We start from the raw sequence: 23,556 nt of genomic DNA on the forward strand, positions 1-23,556 counted from the left end.
ACTACTCCTTGGTCACAGAATTTCTGGCGGCAATTGTAGGGATCTAACGGTGCGTAACCGCGATGGGTATCAAATATTTAACGTTTTAGGCGGTATTTCGTTACGATCTGAGAGATAGCACACGGAAAAAAGCAAACGTGCAAACGGCGGGCGTTGGCGGGCGCCGGGCGCGCCCGCCGAAAGGGTGTAACTTAGTGCAACTGGTCGCTTTCGCCGGTGTTACCCGCATACAGCGCGGCAACATCAACCGGATCAAAGACATAGTGGCTGCCACAGTAGTCGCAGTGCATGTCGATATTGCCGTCCTGCTCCAGCATGTCCGCCACTTCGTCGGTCGGCAGGGTCAGCAGCGCGTCGGCGCAACGCTGGCGAGAACAGGTGCAGCGGAACTGCACGTCCTGTGGTTCGTACAAGGTGACCTCTTCCTGATGGTACAGGCGGTACAACACTTCGTTGGCCGGCAGGCCGAACAGCTCTTCGCTTTTGACCGTGTTGGTCAGTTGCACCAGATGATCGAAATCATCGAGGTTGCCGTCCTGCGCCGGCAGCACCTGCAGCAGCATACCGGCCGCCGCGGCGTTGCCTTCCGCTTCGCCGGTGCGGATGAACAGGCGGGTTGGCAGCTGTTCGGACTGGCGGAAGTAGGCTTCCAGGCATTCGGCCAGGGTTTCACCTTCCAGGCCGACGACGCCCTGATAGCGCTCGCCTTCCGTCGGGGAAATGGTGATGACCATGACGCCGTTGCCGATCATCTGATGCAAGGTGCTGTCGTCGGCGATAGGCGCCTGGGTGCGCGCAACGCCGCGCATCTCCTGGCGGTTGTTGCCGTTGATCACCGCCAGCTTCAGCGGGCCGTCGCCTTGCAGCTGAACGGTGATGTCGCCGTCGAACTTCAGGGTCGCGGTCAGCAGACTGGTGGCGACCAGCAGCTCGCCCAGCAGTTTTTGTACCGGCGCCGGGTAGTCGTGGTTATTCAGGATCTGCTGATAGGTTTCGCTGACGGTAACCAGCTCGCCGCGCACCGCGTAGTTTTCAAACAGGTAACGGTGCAATTGGTCATGGTTGGACATAATCTTCTCTCATTGCGGTGAGGGGTTATTCCGGCTCACCAAATTTAAATTTCATCAGGTCGCGCCGCTCCTTTTTGTCCGGACGACGGTCCGGATGCGGCATGGTCAACGCGTTCATCTTGCGCGCCAGCGCCATTTTTTCGCGGTTGGCGATGCTGGCTTCGGTTTCCTGATACATTTGCTGCGCCTCGCCGGCGCCGCGGCGTTGGCTGGTCAGCGCCAGCACGATCACCGTACGTTCTTCGTTGCCCTGCCGCAGCTTGAGCTCGGCGTTAAGTTCGACAATCTTGCTCGGCTTGCCACGCTGGCCGTTGTAATGCACCTTGCCGCCGTCGATCATTTCGCGCGCCAGCGCACGGGTCTTGTAGAAGCGTGCGGCCCACAGCCACTTATCCAGCCGGACCGCGTCGTCGCGCGTCGCTTTTTCCTTCATGCTTCCCCCTTGGCCAGCGCCGGTATCAGCAGGCGATAGTCGCGCATCGACGGATGGCGCTGGAAGCTTTTCTCCGCCGTGCTGGAGTCCGGGTTTTGCACGCCCAGGCAGTAACGAATGCCGAAAGTGCGCGCCGCGTCGAGGATCGGCTCGCCGTCGTCGACGAACAGCGTGCGCTGCGGGTTGAACCCGGTGTGCTGTTGCACCGCCTGCCACAGACGCTGATCTTCTTTCGGATAACCAAATGTGTGGGTGGAAAACAATAAATCAAGGTGCCGATCCAGACCGGTATGCTCGATTTTCACCGCCAGGCTGTGCGGATGGGCGTTGGTCAGCAAAATGGTTTGCAGGCCGGCGCCGCGCAGCGCCCGCAAAAATGGCTCGGTGTCCTCGCGCAGCCGGGCGCGGCTGCCCACTTCGCTGGTCATGCGGTAGATATCCAGATCCAACCGCTCGCTCCAGTAATCGAAGCAATACCAATTCATGGTGTGCTGCACCGCCTGATATTCCCGCTCAATAATATTGCGGGCTTCGTCAAACGGAATGGCGCGCCTTTCGCTCAGCGCTTGCGGCACCAGGCTGAGCCAAAAGTGACTGTCGAATTCCAGATCCAGCAAGGTGCCGTCCATATCCAGCAGCACGGTATCGATCTGCGGCCAATCAAACTCGGGAACCATAAAAACTCCACGGGCGAACCGACGGGCGGTCCGCAGATGAGAATAATAGCGTTAGCGTAGCATAAGCAGATGACAGGGCGGAGGCCCCGGTGTCAGGTTCAGGGCATCGGCCGCATCGACATCGGATTGAGCTGCGGGTTGAAGCAGCTGTCGTAGTAACGCTGGATATCGGCGACGCGGTGTTGATTTATGCGCCGACGCTGCACCAGCCGCCAGGCGTTATAGCCCAGGCTGACGACCACCGCCAGCAACAGCAGGCTGGTGCCGAGGTAACGCCACAGGGTGATCATGTCCGGTTCGCTGTGCAGCGCCACGTGGCGGGTGCCGTTGGCATCGACGCTGAGGCTGGTGATCACCCCCTGGGCCTGGAACGGGGTATGCAACAGCAGAGTGGAAAGGCGCTGCAGCTCATTCCACTGGTCGAGGGCGTTGTATTCGCTTTGCGGCACCGAGGATTGCGGGTGGCTGACCAGTTGGCGGCCTTCGTCGCTGCGGATCAGGAAACCGCCCGGTGGCGGGCTGTTGAGCGCCGCGGCGGCCAGGCGCGTTTCATTGAAGATGAACGATGACGTGGCCACTTTGGTCAGGCTTTCCAGCGACTCGGCGCTCACCGGGCGCAGCAGAACGTTGACGCCTTGCAGCGCGCCGGACCTGGCGCGTTTCATCAGGCCGCTCCAGTTTTTGGCGTTGCCCAGGTTGACCAAGGCGTTTTTTAACCGCACGCAGTCGTTTTCTGCCTGACATAAATCCTGGGTTTTCAAAACGATATCAGAGAAGTCATCCAACAGGATCATGCCGGATTTCTCGATGGCGCTGGCCAGCTGCGGGTTGACCTTCTGATCGGCGCCGCTCGGATGCAGCTGGCTGTTGACCGTGGCCAGCAGGGCCGTCGCTTTGTCTATGACTTCCGATTCCGGCTGCGGGAGCGGGGCAGCGTTGTTCCAATAGATGCCGGAGCAGTCGAACGGCGCAAAATTGACGGTGCCGCCACCGTTGGCCGGCGGCGGCACATAGCACATGCCGCTGCCGCGCACTTTCAGCGTGTCGCCGATGCGCAGCGGCGTGGCTTCCAGGGCCTGCACGCTGGTCACTTCCACTTTTTGCGCACCCTGCAGCCAGGCCATGCTGAGGGTCAGCGGCAGGTTGAGCGGGATATAGATCAACAGCAACAGCAGTACCAGCGCCGAGCTGGCGACCAGCACCGCGTTGCGGCCCCACTGCTGCAGCGGGAAATTCTTCACTTCGTCATGCAGCGAGAGGAAGCGCCCCTGGCGCACTACCTGCCGATTGAGGTAGACGTCCACATCGGTGGTCTTGCCCAGATCCTGAGTCAGGTACGGCTGCCAATGCGGTGGGTAGATAAGATCGATGATGCCGAGCGAAATGTTGCTGATCTGCCCCTGATCGGACTCGCCGAACAGGCCCCAGCGCTTCGGCGTGCCGCGCAGGCAGTGGATCTCTTTCAGCTCACGCGACGCCGGACGGCGGAACAGGTTCCAGCATCCCCAGGCGATCATCAGCACCGCCACAAAAATCATCCAGGGGATAACCAGCACCGGGCTTATCAGGCTGAAGAACAGCAGCAGCAGTGCGGCGGAGATGATGACGGCTTCGCGGATGCCGTTCGGCCGGTTCAGCGCATGCTCTTCCGGCGTTTCCTTGCGAATATTGACCAGCTCGACATGCTCGCTCTCTTCCTTGCGGATGGACGCGTTTTTGGTCGGCGTGGCGGCCACCACCGGCGGCTGCGGCCGGTCGTGAATGTGATCTTTCAGCGAGTGCCCGTTGAGCGAAATCACCAGCGGCAGCGTCTGGGTTCTGATCACTTCCACATGGTTGTCGGCGGTGATATAGGGTTCCCAAAACGGCGGCAGATGCACCTCTTCCGCGTCGAGGTAATAGCGCCATTTATTGGGATCGTCGCTGGCCAGCCCGTAGCGGGTGATGGCGTGCGTGACCGGATATACGTTATCGCTTTGCGGGGTGAGCGCCAGCTTGGCCGCGGGCAGCGTAGCGCCGCCGCCGGGCAACAGTTTGTTGCTCAGTTTGTTTTGCTGACTGAGATAGAACTCGACCGCGGCGCGCTCTTCGTCGGTCAGCTTGCGGTGGGCAGGCTTGATAAACGGCAATGCGTGCGCCAGCGCCGACGGGTTGCGGGCCTTGAACCACAGGTACAGGCCGGCGGCAATCAGGCAGACAAGCACTAAGGCCAATATCAACACTATTGTGCTCATGCAATCCCCATCTCACACCCGTGAATTTCGCCAACCTGATGAAAAGCTGAATATTATACGGAGTAAACCGCCAGGAGGCACCCAGAACTAATGAGGGAACAAACAGATTCTCGCTCTGGATCTCATTCCTTCATGACGCAAGGCCATTTTATCACTGATTCTTGCCTGCGTGATACTAGCAACCGGCCTCTGTCGTCGATATCGGTATTATCCTATTTTCTTGCGCGCTGTTTGCTGAATCAGTACGGAAAATCGCCGGCCGCTGGCTACGCTTGTTAAAAGAAAGTAAATTACTGTTCATGCGCGTTGCGGCGGAGCTTGCCCTTAACGCACAATGTGATCAGGATCGAATTTGGTCAGCGTTTGAGCGCCAACGAGCCGTGCGTTACGCCAATCATTTTTTCGGTTGCCCCGTCCGCGCCTGGGTAACCTCTTTGAGGCAATCATGGATAAACACCTGCAAAAACCTAAAATTCTGAAAGTGGAAACGGTCGCGCGTTCGCGTTTGTTTAACGTCGAGTCGGTCGATTTGGAATTCAGCAACGGTGTTCGGCGGGTGTATGAGCGCATGCGGCCTTCGGATCGCGAAGCGGTGATGATCGTGCCGGTGATTGGCGATGACCTGCTGCTGATCCGCGAATATGCGGTCGGCACCGAATCCTATGAGCTGGGGTTCCCGAAAGGGCTGATCGATCCCGGTGAAGGGGTGCTGGAGGCGGCCAACCGCGAGCTGATGGAAGAGGTGGGGTACGGCGCGAAACGCTTTGATTTTCTCAGTAAGCTGACGATGGCGCCGTCCTACTTTTCCAGCAAAATGAATATCGTGCTGGCGCACGATCTCTATCCGCAGAGCCTGGAAGGGGATGAGCCGGAGCCCTTGCCGCAGGTGCGCTGGCCGATCGCCAACATGATGGCGCTGCTGGCGGAACCGGATTTCCGTGAGGCGCGCAACGTCAGCGCGCTGTTCCTTTCCGAGGCATTTTTGCGCGCGTCGCGCTGATACGCTTCACGCCGAATAAAAAAAGGGCCAGATTTCTCTGGCCCTTTTCGATCAGAACAGCTCGTGGCTTTCGCCGCCCGGATCGGTCAACGTGGTGCCGGTATCGCGCGATGGGTAGTCCGTCGGCTGCGTTCCTTCGATGAAGTACTCGGAACGGCTGCCGCCGCCACCGCCTGAGAGCTTGCCGCTGCTCTTGTCGATGGTGACGCTGATGATGCCCGGCGGCGGCGTGACTTTCTGCTCAGGGATGCCTTCCAGCGCGGTTTTCATAAAGTCGTCCCACGCCGGCTGGGCGCTCTTGGCACCGCCTTCACCGCCGGAAATCTGATCCGGGATAGCGCCGGACACCGTCGAACGGCCCAGGTCGCGGCGGTGATCGTCGAAACCGATCCACACCGAGGTCACGGTATCCGGGCCATAGCCGGAGAACCAGGCGTCCTTAGAACTGTTGGTGGTACCGGTTTTGCCGCCGATATCATGACGCTTCAGATCGCGCCCGGCTCGCCAGGCGGTACCCATCCAACCCGGTTCACCGAAGATATTGCTGTTCAGCGCGTCGTGGATCAGGAAGGCCAGCTGTGTGCTGATGACGTGCGGCGCATACTGTTGGTCGCCGTCCTGCTGTACCTGAGCCGGGGTGACTTGTTCCAGCTGAGGCATCGGCACCGTGCTGTTGTTGCCTTCCTGCGAGGTGGCGACGTTTTCGATGTTGTCGTCGGACAGCACCGCCGAACGGTGGGTATCGCCGTAGATCACCGGCAGGTTACAGCTGCCGCACACCACTTTCGGTTTGGCTTCGAACACCGTATTGCCGTTATCGTCTTCAATTTTGGTGATGAAGTACGGATCGACCAGGTAACCGCCGTTCGCCAGCACCGCGTAGCCGCGTACCAGCTGCATCGGGGTGAAGGAGGCGGACCCCAGCGCCAGCGATTCGGTATGCACGATATTCTGCGCCGGGAAGCCGAAGCGCTGCAGATATTCCGCCGCGTAATCGACGCCCATCGCGCGCATCGCGCGCACCATCACCACGTTCTTCGATTGCCCCAGCCCCTGTCGCAGGCGAATCGGGCCGTCGTAGGTCGGCGGCGAGTTCTTCGGCCGCCAGTCGGTGCCGGCGCCGGCATCCCAACGGGTAATCGGCAAGTCATTCAGAATGGTGGCCAGCGTCAGGCCTTTATCCATCGCGGCGGTGTACAGGAACGGTTTGATGTTCGAGCCCACCTGACGCAGGGCCTGCGTGACGCGGTTGAACTTGCTCTGGTTGAAATCGAAGCCGCCAACCAGCGCTTTCACCGCGCCGTCGTTCGGGTTGATAGAGACCAGCGCCGAGTTGACGTCCGGCACCTGCGACAGCCACCAGGCTTCGTTCACTTTACGCACCCACACTTGCTGGCCGGCCTGCACTACGTCGGTGACGCGTTTCGGCGTTGGGCCCTGCTGAGTGTCCGAACGGTATGGGCGCGCCCAGCGCATGGTCGCCATCGGCAGGGCAATGCTGCTGCCGTCGGCCAGCATCGCCGTCGCTTCCTGCGGGTTGGCGGCGGTGATCACCGCCGGCGCCAGCGGGCCGTAGTTCGGCAGGTTTTTCAGCGAGTCGACAATCTGTTTGCGATCCCAGGCCGCTTCGCCGACTTTCCACAGCACGTTTGACGGGCCGCGATAGCCGTGGCGCATGTCATAGGCCAACACGTTATTGCGCACCGATTCCTGCGCCGCCAGCTGCAGCCGCTTGGTCACGGTGGTGTAAACCTTATAACCGTCGGTATAGGCGTTTTCACCGTAGCGCTTGATCATCTCCTGACGCACCATCTCGGAGAGATACGGGGCGGAGAAGCTGATTTCCGGCGCATGGTAGTTGGCGACCAGGTCTTCGGAGCGCGCCTGATCATACTGCGCCTGCGTGATGTAGTGTTCGTCCAGCATGCGCGACAGCACCACGTTGCGACGGGCAACGGCGCGATCGTGCGAATAGAGCGGGTTGAAGGTGGATGGCGCTTTCGGCAGGCCGGCGATGGTCGCCATTTCGCTCAGGGTCAGCTGGCTGACGTCTTTGCCGAAATAGACCTGCGCGGCGGCGCCCACGCCGTAGGCGCGGTAACCCAGATAGATCTTGTTCAGATACAGCTCAAGGATTTCATCCTTGGTGAGCATCTGCTCGATGCGCACCGCCAGGAAGGCTTCCTTGATTTTACGCATCAGGGTGCGTTCCGGGCTTAAGAAGAAGTTACGCGCCAGCTGTTGGGTAATGGTACTGGCCCCCTGCGAAGCGTGGCCGGAGACCAACGCGATGGAGGCGGCGCGGAAGATGCCGACCGGATCGACGCCATGGTGATCATAGAAGCGGCTGTCTTCGGTGGCGATGAATGCGTGCACCATCACCGGCGGAATTTGATCCAGTTTCAGCGGAATGCGGCGTTTCTCGCCGTATTGGGCGATCAGTTCGCCATCGGCGCTGTAGACCTGCATCGGTATCTGCAGCCGCACATCTTTCAGCGTTGCGACGTCGGGCAGCTGCGGCTCGACATATTTGTACAAGCCGAAAATCGAGGCTGCTCCCAGCACGATGCAACATACTGCAAGGATTAGTAAATACTTTACGAACTTCACCTGAGATTTCCCATTTCTAAGTCATTTGGGCAGTTTATAAACAACCGCGCGGTAGTATAAAGGCAAGCCTGCGACATGGATATGTTCTTTTATCATCTGATGTTATGGAGGCTTGCGAAACATGTTCCCTCAAGCATGGCAGGTGGGGCTGGATATACAAATCGACTGCGTGCGGGCGGTGGCGGCCCAACGGCGCCGCAACGGCTGGCAGTTGCGCCACTGGTGGCAGCAGGCGCTGCCGCAGGCGGTTTTACGCGATGGCTGTCTGGAACCTTCCGAATTTCTTATCCGGGCGCTGCGGCAATGGCGCGTCCAACTGCCGCGACATATTTCCTTACGCATTGCCCTGCCGGCGCAGCGCGTGTTGCAGCAACGCATGGCGCAGCCGGACGCGCGGCTGCGCGAGCCGGAACGCAGCGACTATATCGGCGGCCACGGTGTGAAGCAGTTTCCGCTCGATGGCCAGACGCTGGCGCTCGACTATCGCACCGCGCCGGCGGATGAGGCGGCGCTGTTGCTGACCGCCGCGCGGCGGCAGGAGCTGCAGCAGTGGCTGCATTGTCTGCGTCAGGCTGGCCTGCATCCGCAAGCGGTCGATATCACCCCCTGCGCGCTGCGGATGATGGCGACGGCGGCAGGCGTGCCGCCCGCTGCGGGGCTGATGCACCGTCTCGAACGAGAATGGCTGTGGGTGGCGCCGGCCGACGGCGCGTTCGCCTTTGGTCTGGCGCCGGGCGACGATGACGCGCAGGCGCTGCGGGTACTGCAAGCCCAGATGCCGGCGGGTGACGATCGGCCGATCTATGCCGGCAGCGTGCTGGCAGGTGCCTTGCCCGCCGGTTGCCTTGCCTGGTCGCCGCTCAGCGCCTTCACGCAGCTGCGTCCGCCGTTGCCTGCGCATCCTTCGGCGTTCGCGTTGGCCGGTGGCCTGGCGCTGCGCGAGGAGGATCGCTGATGTATCAGGTCAACTTTCTGCCCTGGCGACAACGCCGCGAGCGGCGACGCGGCTATTTCTGGTTGGGCGTGCTGCTGTTGCAGCTAACGGCACTGCTGCTGACGCTGTTCCTGGTCGCCGGCCAGTTGCGTCACCAACAGGCGCAGCGGCAGGCGCGGCTGGCGATGCTGGGTGAAGAGCTGGCGGCACTGACGTTGCTCGCCCGTCAGCAACAGCAAGAGCGGGCGCAGCGGGCGCTGCAGCGCGCCCGCGCCGAACGGCAGGCGAGCAATGCCCAACATAACCGGCGTTATTTTCAGCTGCTGCAGCAATTGTCCTCCAGCATTCCTCCACCGCTGTGGCTCACGGCGATGGAGAGTGATGCGGTGAACGGCCTGCGGCTGCGTGGATTGAGCCGCTCTCCTGCGGCCATCACGCAGTTCGAACGGCGGCTGGCGGGGATGCCTGCGTTGCCGCGGTTGCGTTTGGCTGAGGTGGCGCAACGCGACGACGGCCTGTACACCTTTCATCTGGCGGCGCAGTGGGGGCGTGATGGATAACCGTTTGTCCTCCAGGCTGCGCCTCTGGCTGAGCTTGCCGGGCTGGCTATTACTGCTGTCGCAAGGGTTGGGTATCGGCACGTTGGCGCTGTTGGGCGGCGGCTGGATGCTGCAAGACGAATGGCGTCAGCGGGAAAGCGCGGCGGAGCGGCAACAGCGTCTGTTGCAACAGATCGCCATGGTGCAACGCCAACTGGACGAGGTGCCGGAAACCGCTATCCCGGCGGCGCCGCTACCTCCGTCCACCACCGGCGATCTGGCGAGCGTGCTGCAACGGGCGGGAGGCGCGTTGTTGCGCTGGCAGCGGCAGGAAAAACCGCCGCGGCAAACGCTGAGCTTGCGCATTGACTACGCCGGTTTGCTGGCGCTGCTGGAGACGCTGCCCACCGATTTACGCCTTGAGCAGCTGAGCGTGGAGACGCCGTCCCTTGGCATGACGGCGCGGTTGGTTTTGCAGGATGCCACCGAGGATCAACCCAATGAGTAAAAGGCCCGGCCGTTGGTGGTGGTTGCTATGGCCATGGGCATTGTGCGCTGAGCCGCGCGACCCGTTTGCGCCGCTGCCGATGCCTGCTTGTGCCCAAACGGAGGCGTCGCCGGCGGGCTGGCGACTGAAAGGCGTCATCGGGCAACCGACGCTGCGCTATGGCTGGGTGGTGACGCCGGCGGGGCAATGGTTGCGCCTGCGGCCGCAGCAACGGGTGCTGGCCGAGCGCTGGCTGGTGACGCAGGTGCAGGCGCGTAGCCTGACGTTAACGGCGCTGACGGCCGAACCAGATTGCCCGGCGAGCCAGGGCGACGTCTCGCTCATGATGGACAACAAGGATGGCAAACCATGAAAGGATGTGCTGGATTGGGCTTGGCGCTGTGGTGCCTGGCGCTCGGCACCGCGCAGGCGCAGGATAAACAGCGGGTTTCCCTGGAATTTCAGGATGCGCCGGTCACGGTCATCCTGCAGGCGTTGGCGGATTATCGGCAAATGAACCTGATCGCCGCGCCCGGCGTGAGCGGCAACCTGACGCTGCGGCTGGAGAATGTGCCCTGGCCGCAGGCGCTGGCGTTGACCCTGCGCATGGGCAAACTGGCGATGACGCGGGAAGGCAACGTGATACTGATCTCGCCGGAGCCGGACGCACAGGAAAAAAGGCAGCAGCGAGAGGCGTTGGCGCAGCGGCAACCGCTGCACAGCCTGACCTTGACGTTACAGAACGGCGATGCGGCGGAAATTGCCGAAAGCCTCAACGCCCAACGTGGCGCGTTGCTGAGCGAGCGTGGCAGCGTGTTGGCGGATAAACGCACCAATACGCTGCTGCTGCGCGACACCGCGCCAATCCTGACGCAGTTGAAAAAGCGGGTAACGGAAATGGACGCGCCGCTGGCGCAGGTGCAACTGGCGGCGCATATCGTGACCATCAACCGCGAAAGCCTGCGTGAGCTTGGCGTGCGTTGGGGGTTGGCGCCCGACGACAGGCCGGCGCGGCCGTTGCGGCCGGGCAATGTCGGTGTCAACCTGCCGCTGGAGCGCAGCGCGGTGAACGCCGGTTTCCATCTGGCGCGCATCAGCGGGCGCTTGCTGAGCCTGGAGCTGACGGCGCTGGAGCAGGAGAATCAGGTGGAGATCATCGCCAGTCCACGCCTGCTGACGGCGCACCTGCAAACCGCCAGTATCAAGCAGGGAACCGAGATCCCTTACGAAGTGTCAAGCGGCGCCAGCGGTGCGACTGCCATCGAGTTCAAAGAGGCGGTGCTGGGCATGGAGGTGACACCGAAAGTGTTGCCGGACGGGCGCATCACGCTGACGCTGCACATCAGCCAAAATATGCCGGGGCGCGCTATCAGCCGCGGGGCGGGTGAGGCACTGACCATCGATAAACAGGAGATTAAGACGCAGATCACGGTGAAAAACGGTGAAACCCTGGTGCTCGGCGGTATTTTTCAACGGCATAGCGGCAAGACGGCGGACAAGGTGCCGGGGTTGGGGGATGTGCCGTTATTGGGAGGCTTGTTCCGACAAAGCGGCGCACAACAGCAAAAACGCGAGCTGGTGATCTTCATTACGCCGACTCTGATTAAGGGATAAGCGGCGGCCTGTCGGCCGGGCGGCAAATCTCCTAAAGTTGATGAGCAGATACACTTTTTTATCTCCTTGGGGGGATCTGCGTTTGACGCTGCGGCCGATTTAGCTTACAAGGGTTACCGAATTGAGCACCGAGGTTTTTTGTTAGCGTCAAGACGCCGTTAAAAACATATGGTTTCCCTCCCGCGGCGTGGATTGCGATTTATTCGGTTGCCAAACTACCAAGAGTGTTGAGATAATTTTTCGTCTGATCTCGCACTATCGCTCATGAGGTTTCAGTTTAGGTCCCGCCGCTGATTTGATTGGCGGGGCGGGTTAACATTAACGAATTGTCTTAGTAATACCGAAAAACATGGCAGAGAAACGCAATATCTTTCTGGTTGGGCCTATGGGTGCCGGCAAAAGCACTATTGGCCGTCAGTTAGCTCAGCAACTCAATATGGAGTTCTTCGACTCCGATCAAGAAATTGAGCGACGTACCGGAGCTGACGTGGGCTGGGTATTCGACGTGGAAGGGGAAGAAGGTTTCCGCGATCGTGAAGAAAAAGTCATTAATGAACTGACGGAAAAACAAGGGATTGTGTTGGCGACCGGCGGCGGTTCGGTGAAGTCGCGCGAAACGCGCAACCGTCTGTCCGCGCGCGGTGTGGTGGTCTATCTGGAAACCACGATCGAGAAGCAGCTTGCTCGTACCCAGCGTGATAAAAAACGCCCGCTGCTGCAGGTCGATTCTCCGCCGCGTGAAGTGCTGGAAGCCTTGGCGAAAGAGCGCAATCCGTTGTATGAAGAGATTGCCGATGTCACCATCCGCACCGACGATCAGAGCGCTAAAGTGGTTGCCAACCAGATCATCAACATGCTGGAAAGCAACTGATTGCCGCTTTCCGCGTTCGCCGTCGGCCAATGCGGAAAACTGATTTGTGTTCCCCGCCGCAGCGGGGATCAACCACCGCCGCACCATACAGAGAACTGAGCGCGACATGGAGAGAATTACTGTAACGCTTGGGGAGCGCAGCTACCCGATTACCATCGCCGCCGGATTGTTTAACGATCCGGCTTCTTTTATGCCGTTGAAGGCGGGTGAGCAAGCGATGTTGGTCACCAACCAGACCCTGGCGCCGCTTTATCTTGAGCGTGTCCGGCAGGTGTTGGAGCAGGGCGGCGTCGTGGTGGATCAGGTGATCCTTCCCGATGGTGAGCAGTACAAATCTCTGGCGGTGTTGGAGCAGGTGTTTTCGGCGCTGCTGGAAAAACCGCACGGGCGTGATACCACGCTGATCGCCCTCGGCGGCGGCGTTGTCGGCGATCTGACTGGCTTTGCCGCCGCGTGCTACCAACGCGGCGTGCGCTTCATTCAGGTTCCCACCACGCTGTTGTCGCAGGTGGACTCTTCCGTGGGCGGCAAGACCGCCGTCAACCACCCGCTCGGCAAAAACATGATTGGCGCTTTCTATCAACCCGCTTCGGTGGTGGTTGATCTGGATTGCCTGAAAACCTTGCCGACGCGTGAACTCTCTTCCGGCCTGGCAGAAGTCATCAAATACGGGATCATCCTCGATCGCGAGTTCTTCGTCTGGTTGGAAAACAACATCGATGCGCTGATGGCGCTGGATATGCAGGCGTTAGCCTACTGTATCCGCCGCTGCTGTGAGCTCAAGGCCGAGGTGGTGGCCGCCGACGAACGCGAAAGCGGCCTGCGCGCCTTGCTGAATCTGGGCCATACTTACGGCCACGCCATCGAAGCCGAAATGGGCTACGGCGTATGGCTGCACGGCGAAGCGGTGGCTGCGGGCATGGTGATGGCGGCGGAAACCGCGCACCGTCTCGGCCAGTTCTCCGTTGAAGATATCGAACGCATCAAAACGCTGCTGCTGCGCGCCGGCTTGCCGGTCTGCGGGCCGCAGGAAATGACGCCGGAATCCTATCTGCCGCACATGCTGCGCGACAAGAAAGTGCTGGCGGGTGAACTGCGCCTGGTGCTGCCGACCGCGATCGGTGCGGCGGAAGTGCGCGGAGGCGTAGGGCATGAGCTGGTGTTGGCGTCGATCGCCGCCTGCCTGCCTGAGCAGACGCGTAATTAAATCGGACTAAGTAACAGTGGCTTAGCCGCCATTTGCATCTATATTAATACAGTGAGCAGAGCACGACGGGTGTCGCTTTGCCATCATCGGGTTAATCTGCCCGTGCCACGGTAGGTCTACGGTGGTGGGCTTTTGCCTCTAGTTGGAGGGTTTCAGATGGACGAGTTTAAACCGGAAGACGATCTCAGACCTGATAGCAGCGATCGTCGCCCTACGCGCTCGCGCAAGCCGGCCGCCGCGCCGCGCTTCGCCGTTTCACGCCAACATTTGATGATTGGCATCGGCATTTTGGTGCTGCTGCTGCTGATTATCGGCATCGGTTCCGCCCTGAAGGCGCCGACCAAACATGAAGCGGCTCAGGAGAACGGCGCGCAAAACGGCGGAGCCCGCGATATCAACCTGTCCGGTTCTTCGTCGCTGACTACCGCCAACAACGGCGTGCCGGGCGGTACCACGGATACCCACGATAACAACGGCGTGAGCGCGACTCAGCCGCAGCAACCGCAGAACGTCAGCGTTCCGCCGATCTCCGGCACGCCGACCGAAGCGCAAACGCAGCCTCAGCAGGGCGGTGCGCAGCAGCGCGTCGATTTGCCGGGCAACATGGCGGATGCGTTGTCGCAGCAGCAGGGACAGGTGGATGCGGCGACCCAAGGCATGACCGGCGCAGCGTCGACGTTGCCGACCGCACCGGCGACGGTGATGAGCGGTGCCGCAGCGCGCGAAGCGACGCGTCCTGTGCAGGGAACCGCGCCGCAACAGCATAAAACGCCGGCGAAAACTGCCGCCGCCAAACCGACCGCAACGCAGCATAAATCACCGACCACGGTGTATACGCCGCCGGCCAAGCCGTCTTCCACCGCGAAAGCGGGAGCGGTCGCCAGCAGCGGCAGCTCTGTGCAGTCTGCGCCGGGCAGCCACTATACCTTGCAGCTGAGCAGCGCTTCGCGTTCCGATACGCTGAACGCCTACGCCAAACAGCAGAAGCTGCAGAATTACCTGGTGTACGCCACCAAGCGTGACGGCAAGCCGTGGTACGTACTGGTGAGCGGCAACTATGCTTCTTCCGCAGAAGCGAAGCGCGCCATTGCTTCGTTGCCGGCGGATGTGCAGGCGAAAAAACCGTGGGTCCGACCTGTACACCAAGTGCAGCAAGATCTTAAAAAATAAATCATTTAAATTTGTGCGCTGATGTGCTGTCTGAAACAGAGTACAATCCGCCGCTCTGAATTGTATAAGTAGCTAATTGACGGCATGAAGAAAAACCGCGCTTTTTTAAAATGGGCTGGTGGAAAATACCCGCTGGTAGATGAGATTCGTCGCCATCTGCCGGCGGGAGACTGCTTAATCGAGCCCTTCGTGGGTGCGGGATCCGTCTTTCTGAATACGGATTACGACGCCTACATTCTCGCCGACATCAATAGCGATCTTATCAACCTGTATAACATCGTTAAGCTGCGCACGGATGACTTCGTGCGCGATGCCCGCACGCTTTTCGCCGATGAATTCAATAACTCGGATCAGTTTTACCTGCTGCGAGAAGAGTTCAATACTAGCACCGAGCCTTACCGCCGGGCGCTGCTGTTCCTGTACCTGAACCGTCACTGCTATAACGGCCTGTGCCGCTATAACCTGCGCGGCGAGTTTAACGTGCCGTTCGGCCGGTACAAGAAACCGTACTTCCCGGAAGAAGAGCTCTACTGGTTTGCCGAAAAATCGCGCAATGCCACTTTTGTCTGCGAGCATTACCGCGATACCATGGCGAAGGCCGTGGCCGGTGCCGTGGTGTATTGCGATCCGCCTTACGCGCCGCTGTCGGCGACGGCGAATTTCACCGCTTACCACACCAACAGCTTCAGCATTGCCGATCAGCAGAGTTTGGCGCATCTGGCGCACCAGCTCTCGGTAGAGAGCCAGGTACCGGTATTGATCTCCAATCACGATACCGAGCTGACGCGCGACTGGTACCAGCATGCTGCGCTGTATGTGGTGAAAGCGCGCCGCACGATCAGCCGCAATATTCTCGGCCGCAGCAAAGTGAACGAGCTTTTGGCGCTGTATCGCTAAGCCGGGGGCACCCCGGCGCATAACAACTCGACCCTACGTTTGGAGAAGCGGATGAAAAAGTTTTTGATTGCCCCGTCCATTCTGTCGGCAGATTTTGCCCGGTTAGGTGAAGATACCGCTAACGTGCTGGCCGCAGGCGGCGACGTGGTGCACTTCGACGTCATGGACAACCACTACGTGCCCAATCTGACCATCGGTCCGATGGTGTGCGAAGCGCTGCGCAACTACGGCATTACCGCGCCGATTGACGTGCATCTGATGGTCAAGCCGGTAGATCGCATCGTGCCAGATTTCGCCAAGGCCGGCGCGTCTTATATCTCTTTCCACCCCGAAGCTTCCGAACATGTCGATCGCACCATTCAGCTGATCAAAGAGCACGGTTGTAAGGCCGGCCTGGTGTTCAACCCGGCGACGCCGCTAAGCTACCTCGATTACGTGATGGATAAAATTGACGTGATCCTGCTGATGTCGGTCAACCCGGGCTTCGGCGGCCAGTCGTTTATCCACGGCACTCTGGACAAGCTGCGCCAGGTACGCAAACTGATCGACGACAGCGGTCGCGATATCCGCCTGGAAGTCGACGGCGGGGTGAAAGTGGATAACATCGCCGAAATCGCCGCCGCAGGCGCCGATATGTTCGTCGCCGGTTCCGCCATCTTTGGCCAGCCGGACTACCGCAAGGTGATTGACGAAATGCGCAGCGAGCTGGCGAAGGTTACCCATGGCTGATTTCGGCGCGATCCGCGCATTGGCCTTCGATCTGGACGGCACGCTGGTCGACAGCGCGCCGGGTCTGGCGGCCGCCATCGATATGGCGCTGGAAGAGACGGGCCTGCCGCAAGCGGGTGAGGAGCGGGTTGGCACCTGGATCGGCAACGGCGCCGACGTGCTGGTGCAGCGCGCGCTGCGTTGGGCGGAGGCGGAAGGCACGCCGGAGCAGTGCAGCCGGCTGCGTGAACGCTTCGACCATTTCTACGCGCAGACCGTCGACAGCGGCAGCCGTCTGTTCCCACAGGTGCAAGAGACGCTGGCCCGCCTGGCCGCGCACGGTTACCCGATGGCGCTGGTGACCAACAAGCCGACGCCGTTCGTGGCGCCGCTGCTGGCAGCGTTGGGCATTGGCGACTATTTCTCGCTGGTGATCGGCGGCGACGACGTGACGGAAAAGAAACCGCACCCGGCGCCGTTGTACCTGGTGCTCGGCAAGCTTGGCCTGCGCGCGCATGAACTGCTGTTCGTCGGCGACTCACGCAACGATATTCAAGCCGCTCAGGGCGCCGGTTGCCCGAGCGTCGGCTTTACCTACGGTTATAACTACGGTGAATCGATCGCCCTGAGCCACCCCGATCGGGTGTTGGAGCGCTTCGCCGATTTGTTGCCCGCTCTTGGGCTGTCATCTTTAGAGAATCAGGAAATTTAAACATGAGTAAGCCCATCGTATTTAGCGGCGCGCAGCCGTCCGGCGAACTGACCATCGGCAACTACATGGGTGCGCTGCGTCAGTGGGTGCAGATGCAGGACGACTACGACTGCATCTACTGCATCGTCGATCTGCATGCCATCACCGTGCGCCAGGACGCCGAGAAGCTGCGCAAGGCCACGCTGGATACGCTGGCGCTGTACCTGGCCTGCGGCATCGATCCGGAAAAAAGCACCATCTTTGTGCAGTCGCACGTGCCTGAGCACACGCAGCTGAGCTGGGTGCTGAACTGTTACACCTATTTCGGCGAACTGAGCCGCATGACGCAGTTCAAGGACAAATCCGCACGCTACGCGGAGAACATCAACGCCGGGCTGTTCAGCTATCCGGTGCTGATGGCGGCGGACATCCTGCTGTATCAAACCAATCAGGTGCCGGTGGGCGAAGATCAGAAACAGCACCTGGAGCTGAGCCGCGACGTGGGCCAGCGTTTCAACGCGCTGTACGGCGACGTGTTCAAAGTGCCGGAGCCGTTTATTCCTAAATCCGGCGCGCGCGTGATGTCGCTGCAGGAGCCGACCAAGAAGATGTCCAAGTCGGACGACAACCGCAACAACGTGATCGGCCTGCTGGAAGATCCGAAAGCGGTGACCAAGAAGATCAAACGCGCAATGACCGACTCGGAAGAGCCGCCTGTCGTGCGTTACGACGTGGTCAACAAGGCGGGCGTCTCCAACCTGCTGGATATCCTCGCCGGCGTGACCGGCAAGAGCATTGCGCAGTTGGAAGCCGAGTTTGAAGGCCAGATGTACGGCCACCTGAAAGGCGCGGTGGCGGAAGCCGTCTCCGGCATGCTGGCTGAGCTGCAGGAGCGCTACCACCGCTTCCGCAACGACGAAGCCTATCTGCAGCAGGTGATGCGCGACGGCGCCGCCAAGGCCCGTGCACGCGCGCAGGAAACCCTGGCGAAGGTCTACCAGGCCGTCGGTTTCGTACCGCCGCAGGCGTAACGCCGGCGCAAATAAAAAAAGCGGCCTAAGGCCGCTTTTTTTACGTCGGTATTACGCCATTTGCGCCAGGCTGGCGGGCGATTCCTCGCTGGCGAACCAATTGAGCTTGCTGCGCAGGCTGACCACGCTGCCGACGATGATCAGGCTGGGGCTGGCGGCCTGCAGGGACAAGGCGCCCAGTTGGTGGAGCTCGCCTTCGATCACCCGCTGGCGGCAAGAGGTGCCGTTTTCCACCAGCGCCACCGGCGTGGCGGCCGGCAGTCCGTTCGCGATCAGCCGGCGCTGGATTTCCGCCGCTTGCGACAGCCCCATATAGAACACCAGCGTCTGTTGCCCGGCGGCCAGCGTCGCCCAGTCCAATCCACCGTCGGCCTTGGCGTGGCCGGTCACCAGGCGGACGCTCTGCGCATGGTCGCGGTGGGTGAGCGGGATGCCGCTGTAGGCGGAACAGCCGGAGGCGGCGGTAATGCCCGGCACCACCGAGAACGGCACGTTGGCGTCCGCCAGCGTCTCCAGCTCTTCGCCGCCGCGGCCGAAGATAAAGGGATCGCCGCCCTTCAGCCGTACCACGCGTTTGCCTTGCAGCGCCTGCTGCAGCAGAATTTGGTTGATCTGTTCCTGCGGCACGCAGTGGTGCCCGGCGCGTTTGCCGACGAAGATGCGCTCGGCGTCGCGGCGCACCAGCGCCATGATCTCTTCGGAGACCAGCCGGTCGTAAACCACCACGTCGGCCTGCTGGATCTGTTGCAGCCCTTTCAGCGTCAGCAAACCGGCATCGCCCGGCCCGGCGCCCACCAGCACCACTTCACCGCGATCTGCCGGCTGTTCGCTGAACAGCTGTTCGAGCTGGCGTTCGGCCAGCGCGGCGTCGCCGTTGGCCAGCGATTGCGCCAGCCGATCGTGAGCGAACAACCGTTCCCAGAAGCGACGGCGTGCGCCGAGGCCGCTGAAGCGTTGTTTTACCCGCTGCCGCAGCGAGCCGCCCAGTTGGGCCAGCTTGCCGAGGTGTTGCGGCAGCATCGCTTCCAGCTTCTCGCGCAGCAGCCGCGCCAACACCGGCGCTTTGCCGCCGGAGGACACCGCCACCATGATCGGCGAACGGTCGATAATCGACGGCATGATAAAGCTGGCGCGTTTCGGGTCGTCGACCACGTTGCAGAACACCCGCTGCTGGTTGGCGCATTGGTACACCCGCGCGTTGACCTCCAGCCGGTCAGTGGCGGCGATCACCAGCCATTTTTCCGCCAACAGGCTCGGGCTGAATTCTCCCTCGGCCAGCGTCACCAGGCCTTCTTCCGCCCATTGGCGGAACTGCGGGGTGAAGTCCAGGGCGTTGACGGTCAGCGCCGCGCCGGCGTCCAGCAGCAGGCGCGCTTTGCGTTCGGCGATTTCGCCGCCGCCGACCAGCAGGCAGGCTTTGTGTTGCAGTTGGCAGAAAATCGGCAGGTAATCCATCGGCACTCCTCGGGGTCATCAGGGTGGGGGCGAAAGGCGCCCCCGAAAACTCAGGCGGTCTGACGTGCGGCGGCTTTCGCCGCCTGCGGGCGTTCGGCGCGCGGCGTGGCGTACCAATACCCCAGGCCCATCAGCACCGAGCCGGACAGGATGTTGCCCAGCGTCACCCACAGCAGGTTGTGGCCGATGCCGGCGAGGGTGTAGGCCTCGCTGTGGTTGCCGAACCAGGAGAGGGCGAACAGCGTCATGTTGGCGACGGAGTGTTCGTAACCCGAGGCGATAAAGGCCAGCAGACACCACCAAATGGCGATGAACCTGGCGGCGCCTTCAACGCGGATCGCCATCCAAATAGCCAGACAAACCAGCCAGTTGCACAGCACGCCCTTGAAGAACAGCACTTCGGCCGGCGCGGTGGTTTTCGCCAGCGCGGCGCTGTGCACCAGGCTGGTATCCACCGGCAGCAGGCTGCCGCCGCCGTAGTAATACATCAGCGCCACCAGCACCGAGCCGAGCAGGTTGCCGAGCCAGGTTTGCGGCAGCACCGCCCACATCTGGCTCTGGCGGATGGTGCCGGCTTTGACGCCGAGCGTCAGGAACATCGTATGGCCGGTGAACAGCTCGGAACCGGCGATGATCACCAGCGTCAGCGCGATGCCGAAGGTGGCGCCCATCACCAGCGGCCGTATGCTTGGGTCGACCAGGTTGCCGAGGGTGAAGATCAGGATGATGCCGAGGCCGACGTAGGCGCCCGCCATCGCCGAACTGATCCAAAAGCCGAGCGGGCTCTCCTTCGCCAGGCGGACGATGCGCGCCGCGTTGGCGGCGCATTTGTTGATCGTATCGGTAAACATGTTGCCTCCCGAAAGGTTATGCCGCGACTTGCACGATGCCGTCGACCACCCGGCTGGTGAAGCTGGCGACGGAACGACTGTCATCTTCCAGACAGTGACCGTCGTACAGGCGGAAACGCTGTTTCTTCAGCGGGCTGGCGACCCACAATTCGCCCTGATGCTCGGCGATGAGGCCGCGCGACAGCACGCTGGCCTGGGCGAACGGATCGATATTGCTGATGGCGAACACCTGTTCGTCGGCATAGGGGCGGAACACCGCCACCTGCCGATCGCCGATCAGGGCGCACACGCCGGTGCCGGGCAGAATGTCGGCGACGGGACAAACGGTAATCCACTGGCTCATGCGTGACTCTCCTCGGTATCGATCAGGGTGACGGGAATGCGCTCGTCCGGGCGCGCCGGGCGGTGCTGGTCGCGTTCGGCCACCACCTGCACGTTCGGATCGCGCAGCGGGCTGTTGATGAAGTGGGCGAAGCGCAGCTGCGTTTCCGGGTGCTCGACGGTCTCTTTCCATTCGCAGACCACCGCGTCGCGCAGGCGGGCGATCTCGGCTTCCAACTGCGCGTTGATGCCGAGCTTGTCGTCGACGATCACTTTGCGCAGGTAATCGATGCCGCCTTCCAGGCTCTCCAGCCACACCGAGGTGCGCTGCAGCTTATCGGCGGTGCGGATATAGAACATCATGAAGCGGTCTAGGTAACGCACCAGGGTCTCGCGATCGAGATCGGCGGCCAGCAGATCGGCGTGGCGCGGTTTCATGCCGCCGTTGCCGCAGACATACAGGTTCCAGCCGTTCTCGGTGGCGATGATGCCGACGTCCTTACCCTGTGCTTCAGCGCATTCACGGGTGCAGCCCGAGACGCCGAACTTCATTTTGTGCGGGGTGCGGATGCCTTTGTAACGGTGCTCCAGCGTGACGCCGAAGCCGACGCTGTCGCCGACGCCATAGCGGCACCAGGTGCTGCCGACGCAGGTTTTCGCCATGCGCAGCGCCTTGGCGTATGCGTGGCCGGTTTCAAAGCCGGCGGCGAGCAGCTTGCGCCAGATGGCCGGCAGGTCGTCTTTCTGCGCGCCGAACATGCCGATGCGCTGCGAACCGGTCATTTTGGTGTAGAGGTTGTACTCCTTGGCGATTTGGCCGATGGCCAGCAGACCGTCCGGGGTGATTTCGCCGCCGGCGGAGCGCGGGATCACCGAGTAGGTGCCGTCTTTCTGGATATTGCCGAGGAAGTTGTCGTTGGTATCCTGCAGCGGCGTATGCTGCGGCTTGAGGATGTACTCGTTCCAGCAAGAAGCCAGCAACGAGCCGACGGTTGGTTTACAGACTTCGCAGCCGTAGCCTTTGCCGTATTTGGTCAGCAGCGCCTCGAACGACTTGATGCCTTCGACGCGGATCAGGTGGAACAGCTCCTGGCGCGAATAGGCGAAGTGTTCGCACAGGTGGTGGTTGACCTCGATGCCTTGCTTGCTCAGCTCGGCGTTCAGTACCTGGGTGAGCAGCGGGATGCAGCCGCCGCAGCCGGTGCCGGCCTTGGTTTCGGCCTTCAGCGCCGCCACGGTGTGGCAGCCTTTGTTGACCGCCTGGATGATGTCGCCTTTGCTGACGTCGAAGCAGGAGCAGATCTGCGCGCTTTCCGGCAGCGAATCCACGCCGATGGCCGGTTTGCTGCCCGCATGGGCCGGCAGGATCAGGCCGTCCGGGTTTTCCGGCAGCGCGATGCCGTTCAGCGCCAGCTGCAGCAGGTTGCCGTAGTCGCTGGTGTCGCCCACCAGCACCGCGCCGAGCAGGGTTTTGTTGTCGGCGCTGACGATGAGGCGTTTGTAGACTTCTTTGCTTTCATCCAGATAGACGTAGCTGCGGGCGCCCTCGGTGCGGCCGTGGGCATCGCCGATGCCGCCGACGTCTACGCCCAGCAGTTTCAACTTGGCGCTCATGTCGGCGCCCTGGAAGCCGTTTTCGCGGCCCAGCAGGTGATCGGCGGCCACCTGCGCCATTTTGTAACCCGGCGCCACCAGGCCGAAGGTGCGATCGCGCCAGGCGGCGCACTCCCCGATGGCGTACACGTCCGGATCAGACGTCTGGCAGCTGTCGTTGATGGCGATGCCGCCGCGGCGGCCAATCTCCAGCCCGCATTGGCGCGCCAGCTTGTCCTGGGCGCGGATGCCGGTGGAGAACACGATGAAATCCACCTCCAGCAGGCTGCCGTCGGCGAAATGCAGGGTTTTGCGCGCCGTGCCGCCGCCGTTGACGATCTCCTGGGTGTTTTTGCCGGTGTGCACCTTGACGCCCATGCGCTCGATCTTGCGGCGCAGCTGGTCACCGCCCATCGGGTCGAGCTGTTCGGCCATCAGCACCGGAGCGAACTCGATCACGTGCGTTTCCACCCCCAGGCTTTTCAGCGCGCCGGCGGCTTCCAGCCCCAGCAGCCCGCCGCCGACTACCGCGCCGCGCTTGCTGCGGCGCGCGCAGGCTTCGATGGCGTTCAGGTCTTCGATGGTGCGGTAAACGAAGCAGTCCTGGCTATCCGAGCCTTTAATCGGCGGGATCCACGGGTAAGAGCCGGTGGCCATGATCAGCTTGTCGTAATAGACGGTGCGGCCGGTGTTGGAGTGGATGACCTTCTCGTCGCGATTGATGGTGATAGCGCGCTCGCCGATCAGCACCTTCACGCCGTGTTTTTCGTAAAAGCCTTCGCGCACCAGCGACAGCTCTTCGGCGGTGTGGTGCGAGAAGTAGGAGGAAAGGTGCACGCGATCGTAAGCGATGCGCGGCTCTTCGCAAAATACGGTGATGTCGAATTGGTCTTTGTCTGCTTTATCCAACAGATCTTCGATGAACCGGTGGCCGACCATGCCATTGCCGACGACGGCAAGTTTGACTCTGCTCATTATTGCCTCAAAATTCGGGTTTCCTAGGCTTACCTTATCTCTCCCGAGGGGCAATTTATTGATGCAAATCAATCACACTCTTATATACCTCTAACGTGGTATATGGATGATTTTTCACGTTTTTTGATAAGTTGCGGATTTTATTCACCTTTAGCTGAAGCGAGTCAGTTTGCATGCAAATTACCCCG

Annotated in this window: 22 protein-coding genes; 13 read left to right on the top strand and 9 right to left on the bottom strand. The window is 61.2% G+C overall.

All coding sequences use genetic code 11. The features are described from left to right. Nucleotides 1-191 precede the first annotated feature (191 nt). The 4 genes from hslO to GT753_RS21940 form a co-directional block, all read right to left on the bottom strand. Nucleotides 192-1,070 carry an Hsp33 family molecular chaperone HslO gene (hslO, locus tag GT753_RS21925; protein WP_015379307.1) on the bottom strand — a complete coding sequence of 293 codons (879 nt, stop codon included), beginning with the start codon at nucleotides 1,068-1,070 and terminating at the stop codon, nucleotides 192-194. A 25-nt stretch (nucleotides 1,071-1,095) separates the two neighbouring features. Then, a complete protein-coding gene (gene hslR / locus GT753_RS21930) occupies nucleotides 1,096-1,503 on the bottom strand; it encodes a ribosome-associated heat shock protein Hsp15 (protein ID WP_015379306.1) in 408 nt (135 codons plus the stop codon). Next, nucleotides 1,500-2,180: a GMP/IMP nucleotidase gene (yrfG, locus tag GT753_RS21935; RefSeq protein ID WP_004930298.1), complete on the bottom strand. Its 681-nt coding sequence runs from the start codon at nucleotides 2,178-2,180 to the stop codon at nucleotides 1,500-1,502. Before yrfG ends, hslR begins: the two co-directional genes overlap by 4 nt. 98 nt (nucleotides 2,181-2,278) lie before the next feature. Further along, nucleotides 2,279-4,414 carry an intracellular growth attenuator family protein gene (locus GT753_RS21940; protein WP_015379305.1) on the bottom strand — a complete coding sequence of 712 codons (2,136 nt, stop codon included), beginning with the start codon at nucleotides 4,412-4,414 and terminating at the stop codon, nucleotides 2,279-2,281. Nucleotides 4,415-4,859: 445 nt separating this feature from the next. On the opposite strand from GT753_RS21940, the gene nudE reads away from it, so the two are divergent. Beyond that, a complete protein-coding gene (gene nudE / locus GT753_RS21945) occupies nucleotides 4,860-5,414 on the top strand; it encodes an ADP compounds hydrolase NudE (RefSeq protein WP_015379304.1) in 555 nt (184 codons plus the stop codon). A gap of 51 nt (nucleotides 5,415-5,465) precedes the next feature. Here the strand turns inward: nudE and mrcA are convergent, their stop codons facing one another. Continuing rightward, the gene (mrcA, locus tag GT753_RS21950; RefSeq protein WP_031300057.1) at nucleotides 5,466-8,024 is read right to left on the bottom strand and encodes a peptidoglycan glycosyltransferase/peptidoglycan DD-transpeptidase MrcA; all 2,559 of its coding nucleotides are present in this window, start codon (nucleotides 8,022-8,024) and stop codon (nucleotides 5,466-5,468) included. A 121-nt stretch (nucleotides 8,025-8,145) separates the two neighbouring features. Between mrcA and pilM the strand changes: the two genes are divergently transcribed. From pilM to trpS, 12 genes are all read left to right on the top strand, one after another. After that, nucleotides 8,146-8,979: a pilus assembly protein PilM gene (pilM, locus tag GT753_RS21955; RefSeq protein ID WP_015379302.1), complete on the top strand. Its 834-nt coding sequence runs from the start codon at nucleotides 8,146-8,148 to the stop codon at nucleotides 8,977-8,979. Next, nucleotides 8,979-9,518 (top strand): PilN domain-containing protein, encoded by a 540-nt coding sequence (locus GT753_RS21960; RefSeq protein WP_015379301.1) that lies wholly within the window; start codon nucleotides 8,979-8,981, stop codon nucleotides 9,516-9,518. The genes pilM and GT753_RS21960 overlap by 1 nt, the downstream gene beginning before the upstream one ends. Further along, entirely contained in the window at nucleotides 9,511-10,005 is a 495-nt protein-coding gene (locus tag GT753_RS21965; RefSeq protein WP_075684667.1) for a hypothetical protein, read from the top strand. The genes GT753_RS21960 and GT753_RS21965 overlap by 8 nt, the downstream gene beginning before the upstream one ends. Further along, nucleotides 9,998-10,357 carry a HofP DNA utilization family protein gene (locus GT753_RS21970; protein WP_031300059.1) on the top strand — a complete coding sequence of 120 codons (360 nt, stop codon included), beginning with the start codon at nucleotides 9,998-10,000 and terminating at the stop codon, nucleotides 10,355-10,357. The genes GT753_RS21965 and GT753_RS21970 overlap by 8 nt, the downstream gene beginning before the upstream one ends. After that, entirely contained in the window at nucleotides 10,354-11,598 is a 1,245-nt protein-coding gene (gene hofQ, locus GT753_RS21975; protein ID WP_015379298.1) for a DNA uptake porin HofQ, read from the top strand. The genes GT753_RS21970 and hofQ overlap by 4 nt, the downstream gene beginning before the upstream one ends. A gap of 349 nt (nucleotides 11,599-11,947) precedes the next feature. After that, a complete protein-coding gene (gene aroK, locus GT753_RS21980; protein ID WP_004391482.1) occupies nucleotides 11,948-12,469 on the top strand; it encodes a shikimate kinase AroK in 522 nt (173 codons plus the stop codon). A gap of 106 nt (nucleotides 12,470-12,575) precedes the next feature. Then, nucleotides 12,576-13,676 (top strand): 3-dehydroquinate synthase, encoded by a 1,101-nt coding sequence (aroB, locus tag GT753_RS21985; RefSeq protein ID WP_160125953.1) that lies wholly within the window; start codon nucleotides 12,576-12,578, stop codon nucleotides 13,674-13,676. Nucleotides 13,677-13,832: 156 nt separating this feature from the next. Then, nucleotides 13,833-14,846 (top strand): SPOR domain-containing protein, encoded by a 1,014-nt coding sequence (locus tag GT753_RS21990; RefSeq protein WP_021504768.1) that lies wholly within the window; start codon nucleotides 13,833-13,835, stop codon nucleotides 14,844-14,846. A gap of 84 nt (nucleotides 14,847-14,930) precedes the next feature. Beyond that, nucleotides 14,931-15,743 carry an adenine-specific DNA-methyltransferase gene (gene dam, locus GT753_RS21995; RefSeq protein ID WP_004930319.1) on the top strand — a complete coding sequence of 271 codons (813 nt, stop codon included), beginning with the start codon at nucleotides 14,931-14,933 and terminating at the stop codon, nucleotides 15,741-15,743. A gap of 51 nt (nucleotides 15,744-15,794) precedes the next feature. Beyond that, the gene (rpe, locus tag GT753_RS22000) at nucleotides 15,795-16,472 is read left to right on the top strand and encodes a ribulose-phosphate 3-epimerase (protein WP_004930320.1); all 678 of its coding nucleotides are present in this window, start codon (nucleotides 15,795-15,797) and stop codon (nucleotides 16,470-16,472) included. Continuing rightward, nucleotides 16,465-17,163, top strand: a complete 699-nt coding sequence (locus tag GT753_RS22005) for a phosphoglycolate phosphatase (protein ID WP_015379295.1) — start codon at nucleotides 16,465-16,467, stop codon at nucleotides 17,161-17,163. The genes rpe and GT753_RS22005 overlap by 8 nt, the downstream gene beginning before the upstream one ends. A 2-nt stretch (nucleotides 17,164-17,165) precedes the next feature. Next, a complete protein-coding gene (gene trpS / locus GT753_RS22010) occupies nucleotides 17,166-18,173 on the top strand; it encodes a tryptophan--tRNA ligase (RefSeq protein ID WP_004930324.1) in 1,008 nt (335 codons plus the stop codon). Between the two features lie 51 nt (nucleotides 18,174-18,224). On the opposite strand, the gene cysG is transcribed toward trpS, so the two are convergent. The 4 genes from cysG to nirB are packed head-to-tail and all read right to left on the bottom strand — an operon-like array spanning nucleotide 18,225 to nucleotide 23,368. Next, entirely contained in the window at nucleotides 18,225-19,628 is a 1,404-nt protein-coding gene (gene cysG / locus GT753_RS22015) for a siroheme synthase CysG (protein WP_160125954.1), read from the bottom strand. 50 nt (nucleotides 19,629-19,678) lie between these two features. Continuing rightward, entirely contained in the window at nucleotides 19,679-20,479 is an 801-nt protein-coding gene (gene nirC / locus GT753_RS22020) for a nitrite transporter NirC (protein WP_021504771.1), read from the bottom strand. Nucleotides 20,480-20,495: 16 nt separating this feature from the next. Continuing rightward, nucleotides 20,496-20,822, bottom strand: a complete 327-nt coding sequence (gene nirD / locus GT753_RS22025; protein WP_015379293.1) for a nitrite reductase small subunit NirD — start codon at nucleotides 20,820-20,822, stop codon at nucleotides 20,496-20,498. Further along, the gene (gene nirB / locus GT753_RS22030; RefSeq protein WP_075684671.1) at nucleotides 20,819-23,368 is read right to left on the bottom strand and encodes a nitrite reductase large subunit NirB; all 2,550 of its coding nucleotides are present in this window, start codon (nucleotides 23,366-23,368) and stop codon (nucleotides 20,819-20,821) included. The genes nirD and nirB overlap by 4 nt, the downstream gene beginning before the upstream one ends. Between the last annotated feature and the right edge of the window lie 188 nt (nucleotides 23,369-23,556).

This window comes from Serratia sp. Z4 (genome assembly GCF_009900725.1).
Classification (GTDB): Bacteria; Pseudomonadota; Gammaproteobacteria; order Enterobacterales; family Enterobacteriaceae; genus Serratia; species Serratia nematodiphila.

Excerpts from the sequence above, each read along its gene's own strand:
- nirB (WP_075684671.1), bottom strand. The coding sequence starts at position 23,368 with ATGAGCAGAGTCAAACTTGCCGTCGTCGGCAATGGCATGGTCGGCCAC.
- GT753_RS21940 (WP_015379305.1), bottom strand. The coding sequence starts at position 4,414 with ATGAGCACAATAGTGTTGATATTGGCCTTAGTGCTTGTCTGCCTGATT.
- rpe (WP_004930320.1), top strand. The coding sequence starts at position 15,795 with ATGAAAAAGTTTTTGATTGCCCCGTCCATTCTGTCGGCAGATTTTGCC.
- aroK (WP_004391482.1), top strand. The coding sequence starts at position 11,948 with ATGGCAGAGAAACGCAATATCTTTCTGGTTGGGCCTATGGGTGCCGGC.
- GT753_RS21990 (WP_021504768.1), top strand. The coding sequence starts at position 13,833 with ATGGACGAGTTTAAACCGGAAGACGATCTCAGACCTGATAGCAGCGAT.
- hslO (WP_015379307.1), bottom strand. The coding sequence starts at position 1,070 with ATGTCCAACCATGACCAATTGCACCGTTACCTGTTTGAAAACTACGCG.
- hslR (WP_015379306.1), bottom strand. The coding sequence starts at position 1,503 with ATGAAGGAAAAAGCGACGCGCGACGACGCGGTCCGGCTGGATAAGTGG.
- aroB (WP_160125953.1), top strand. The coding sequence starts at position 12,576 with ATGGAGAGAATTACTGTAACGCTTGGGGAGCGCAGCTACCCGATTACC.
- nirC (WP_021504771.1), bottom strand. The coding sequence starts at position 20,479 with ATGTTTACCGATACGATCAACAAATGCGCCGCCAACGCGGCGCGCATC.
- GT753_RS21965 (WP_075684667.1), top strand. The coding sequence starts at position 9,511 with ATGGATAACCGTTTGTCCTCCAGGCTGCGCCTCTGGCTGAGCTTGCCG.
- nirD (WP_015379293.1), bottom strand. The coding sequence starts at position 20,822 with ATGAGCCAGTGGATTACCGTTTGTCCCGTCGCCGACATTCTGCCCGGC.
- nudE (WP_015379304.1), top strand. The coding sequence starts at position 4,860 with ATGGATAAACACCTGCAAAAACCTAAAATTCTGAAAGTGGAAACGGTC.
- dam (WP_004930319.1), top strand. The coding sequence starts at position 14,931 with ATGAAGAAAAACCGCGCTTTTTTAAAATGGGCTGGTGGAAAATACCCG.
- GT753_RS21960 (WP_015379301.1), top strand. The coding sequence starts at position 8,979 with ATGTATCAGGTCAACTTTCTGCCCTGGCGACAACGCCGCGAGCGGCGA.
- cysG (WP_160125954.1), bottom strand. The coding sequence starts at position 19,628 with ATGGATTACCTGCCGATTTTCTGCCAACTGCAACACAAAGCCTGCCTG.
- trpS (WP_004930324.1), top strand. The coding sequence starts at position 17,166 with ATGAGTAAGCCCATCGTATTTAGCGGCGCGCAGCCGTCCGGCGAACTG.
- pilM (WP_015379302.1), top strand. The coding sequence starts at position 8,146 with ATGTTCCCTCAAGCATGGCAGGTGGGGCTGGATATACAAATCGACTGC.
- yrfG (WP_004930298.1), bottom strand. The coding sequence starts at position 2,180 with ATGGTTCCCGAGTTTGATTGGCCGCAGATCGATACCGTGCTGCTGGAT.
- hofQ (WP_015379298.1), top strand. The coding sequence starts at position 10,354 with ATGAAAGGATGTGCTGGATTGGGCTTGGCGCTGTGGTGCCTGGCGCTC.
- GT753_RS21970 (WP_031300059.1), top strand. The coding sequence starts at position 9,998 with ATGAGTAAAAGGCCCGGCCGTTGGTGGTGGTTGCTATGGCCATGGGCA.
- GT753_RS22005 (WP_015379295.1), top strand. The coding sequence starts at position 16,465 with ATGGCTGATTTCGGCGCGATCCGCGCATTGGCCTTCGATCTGGACGGC.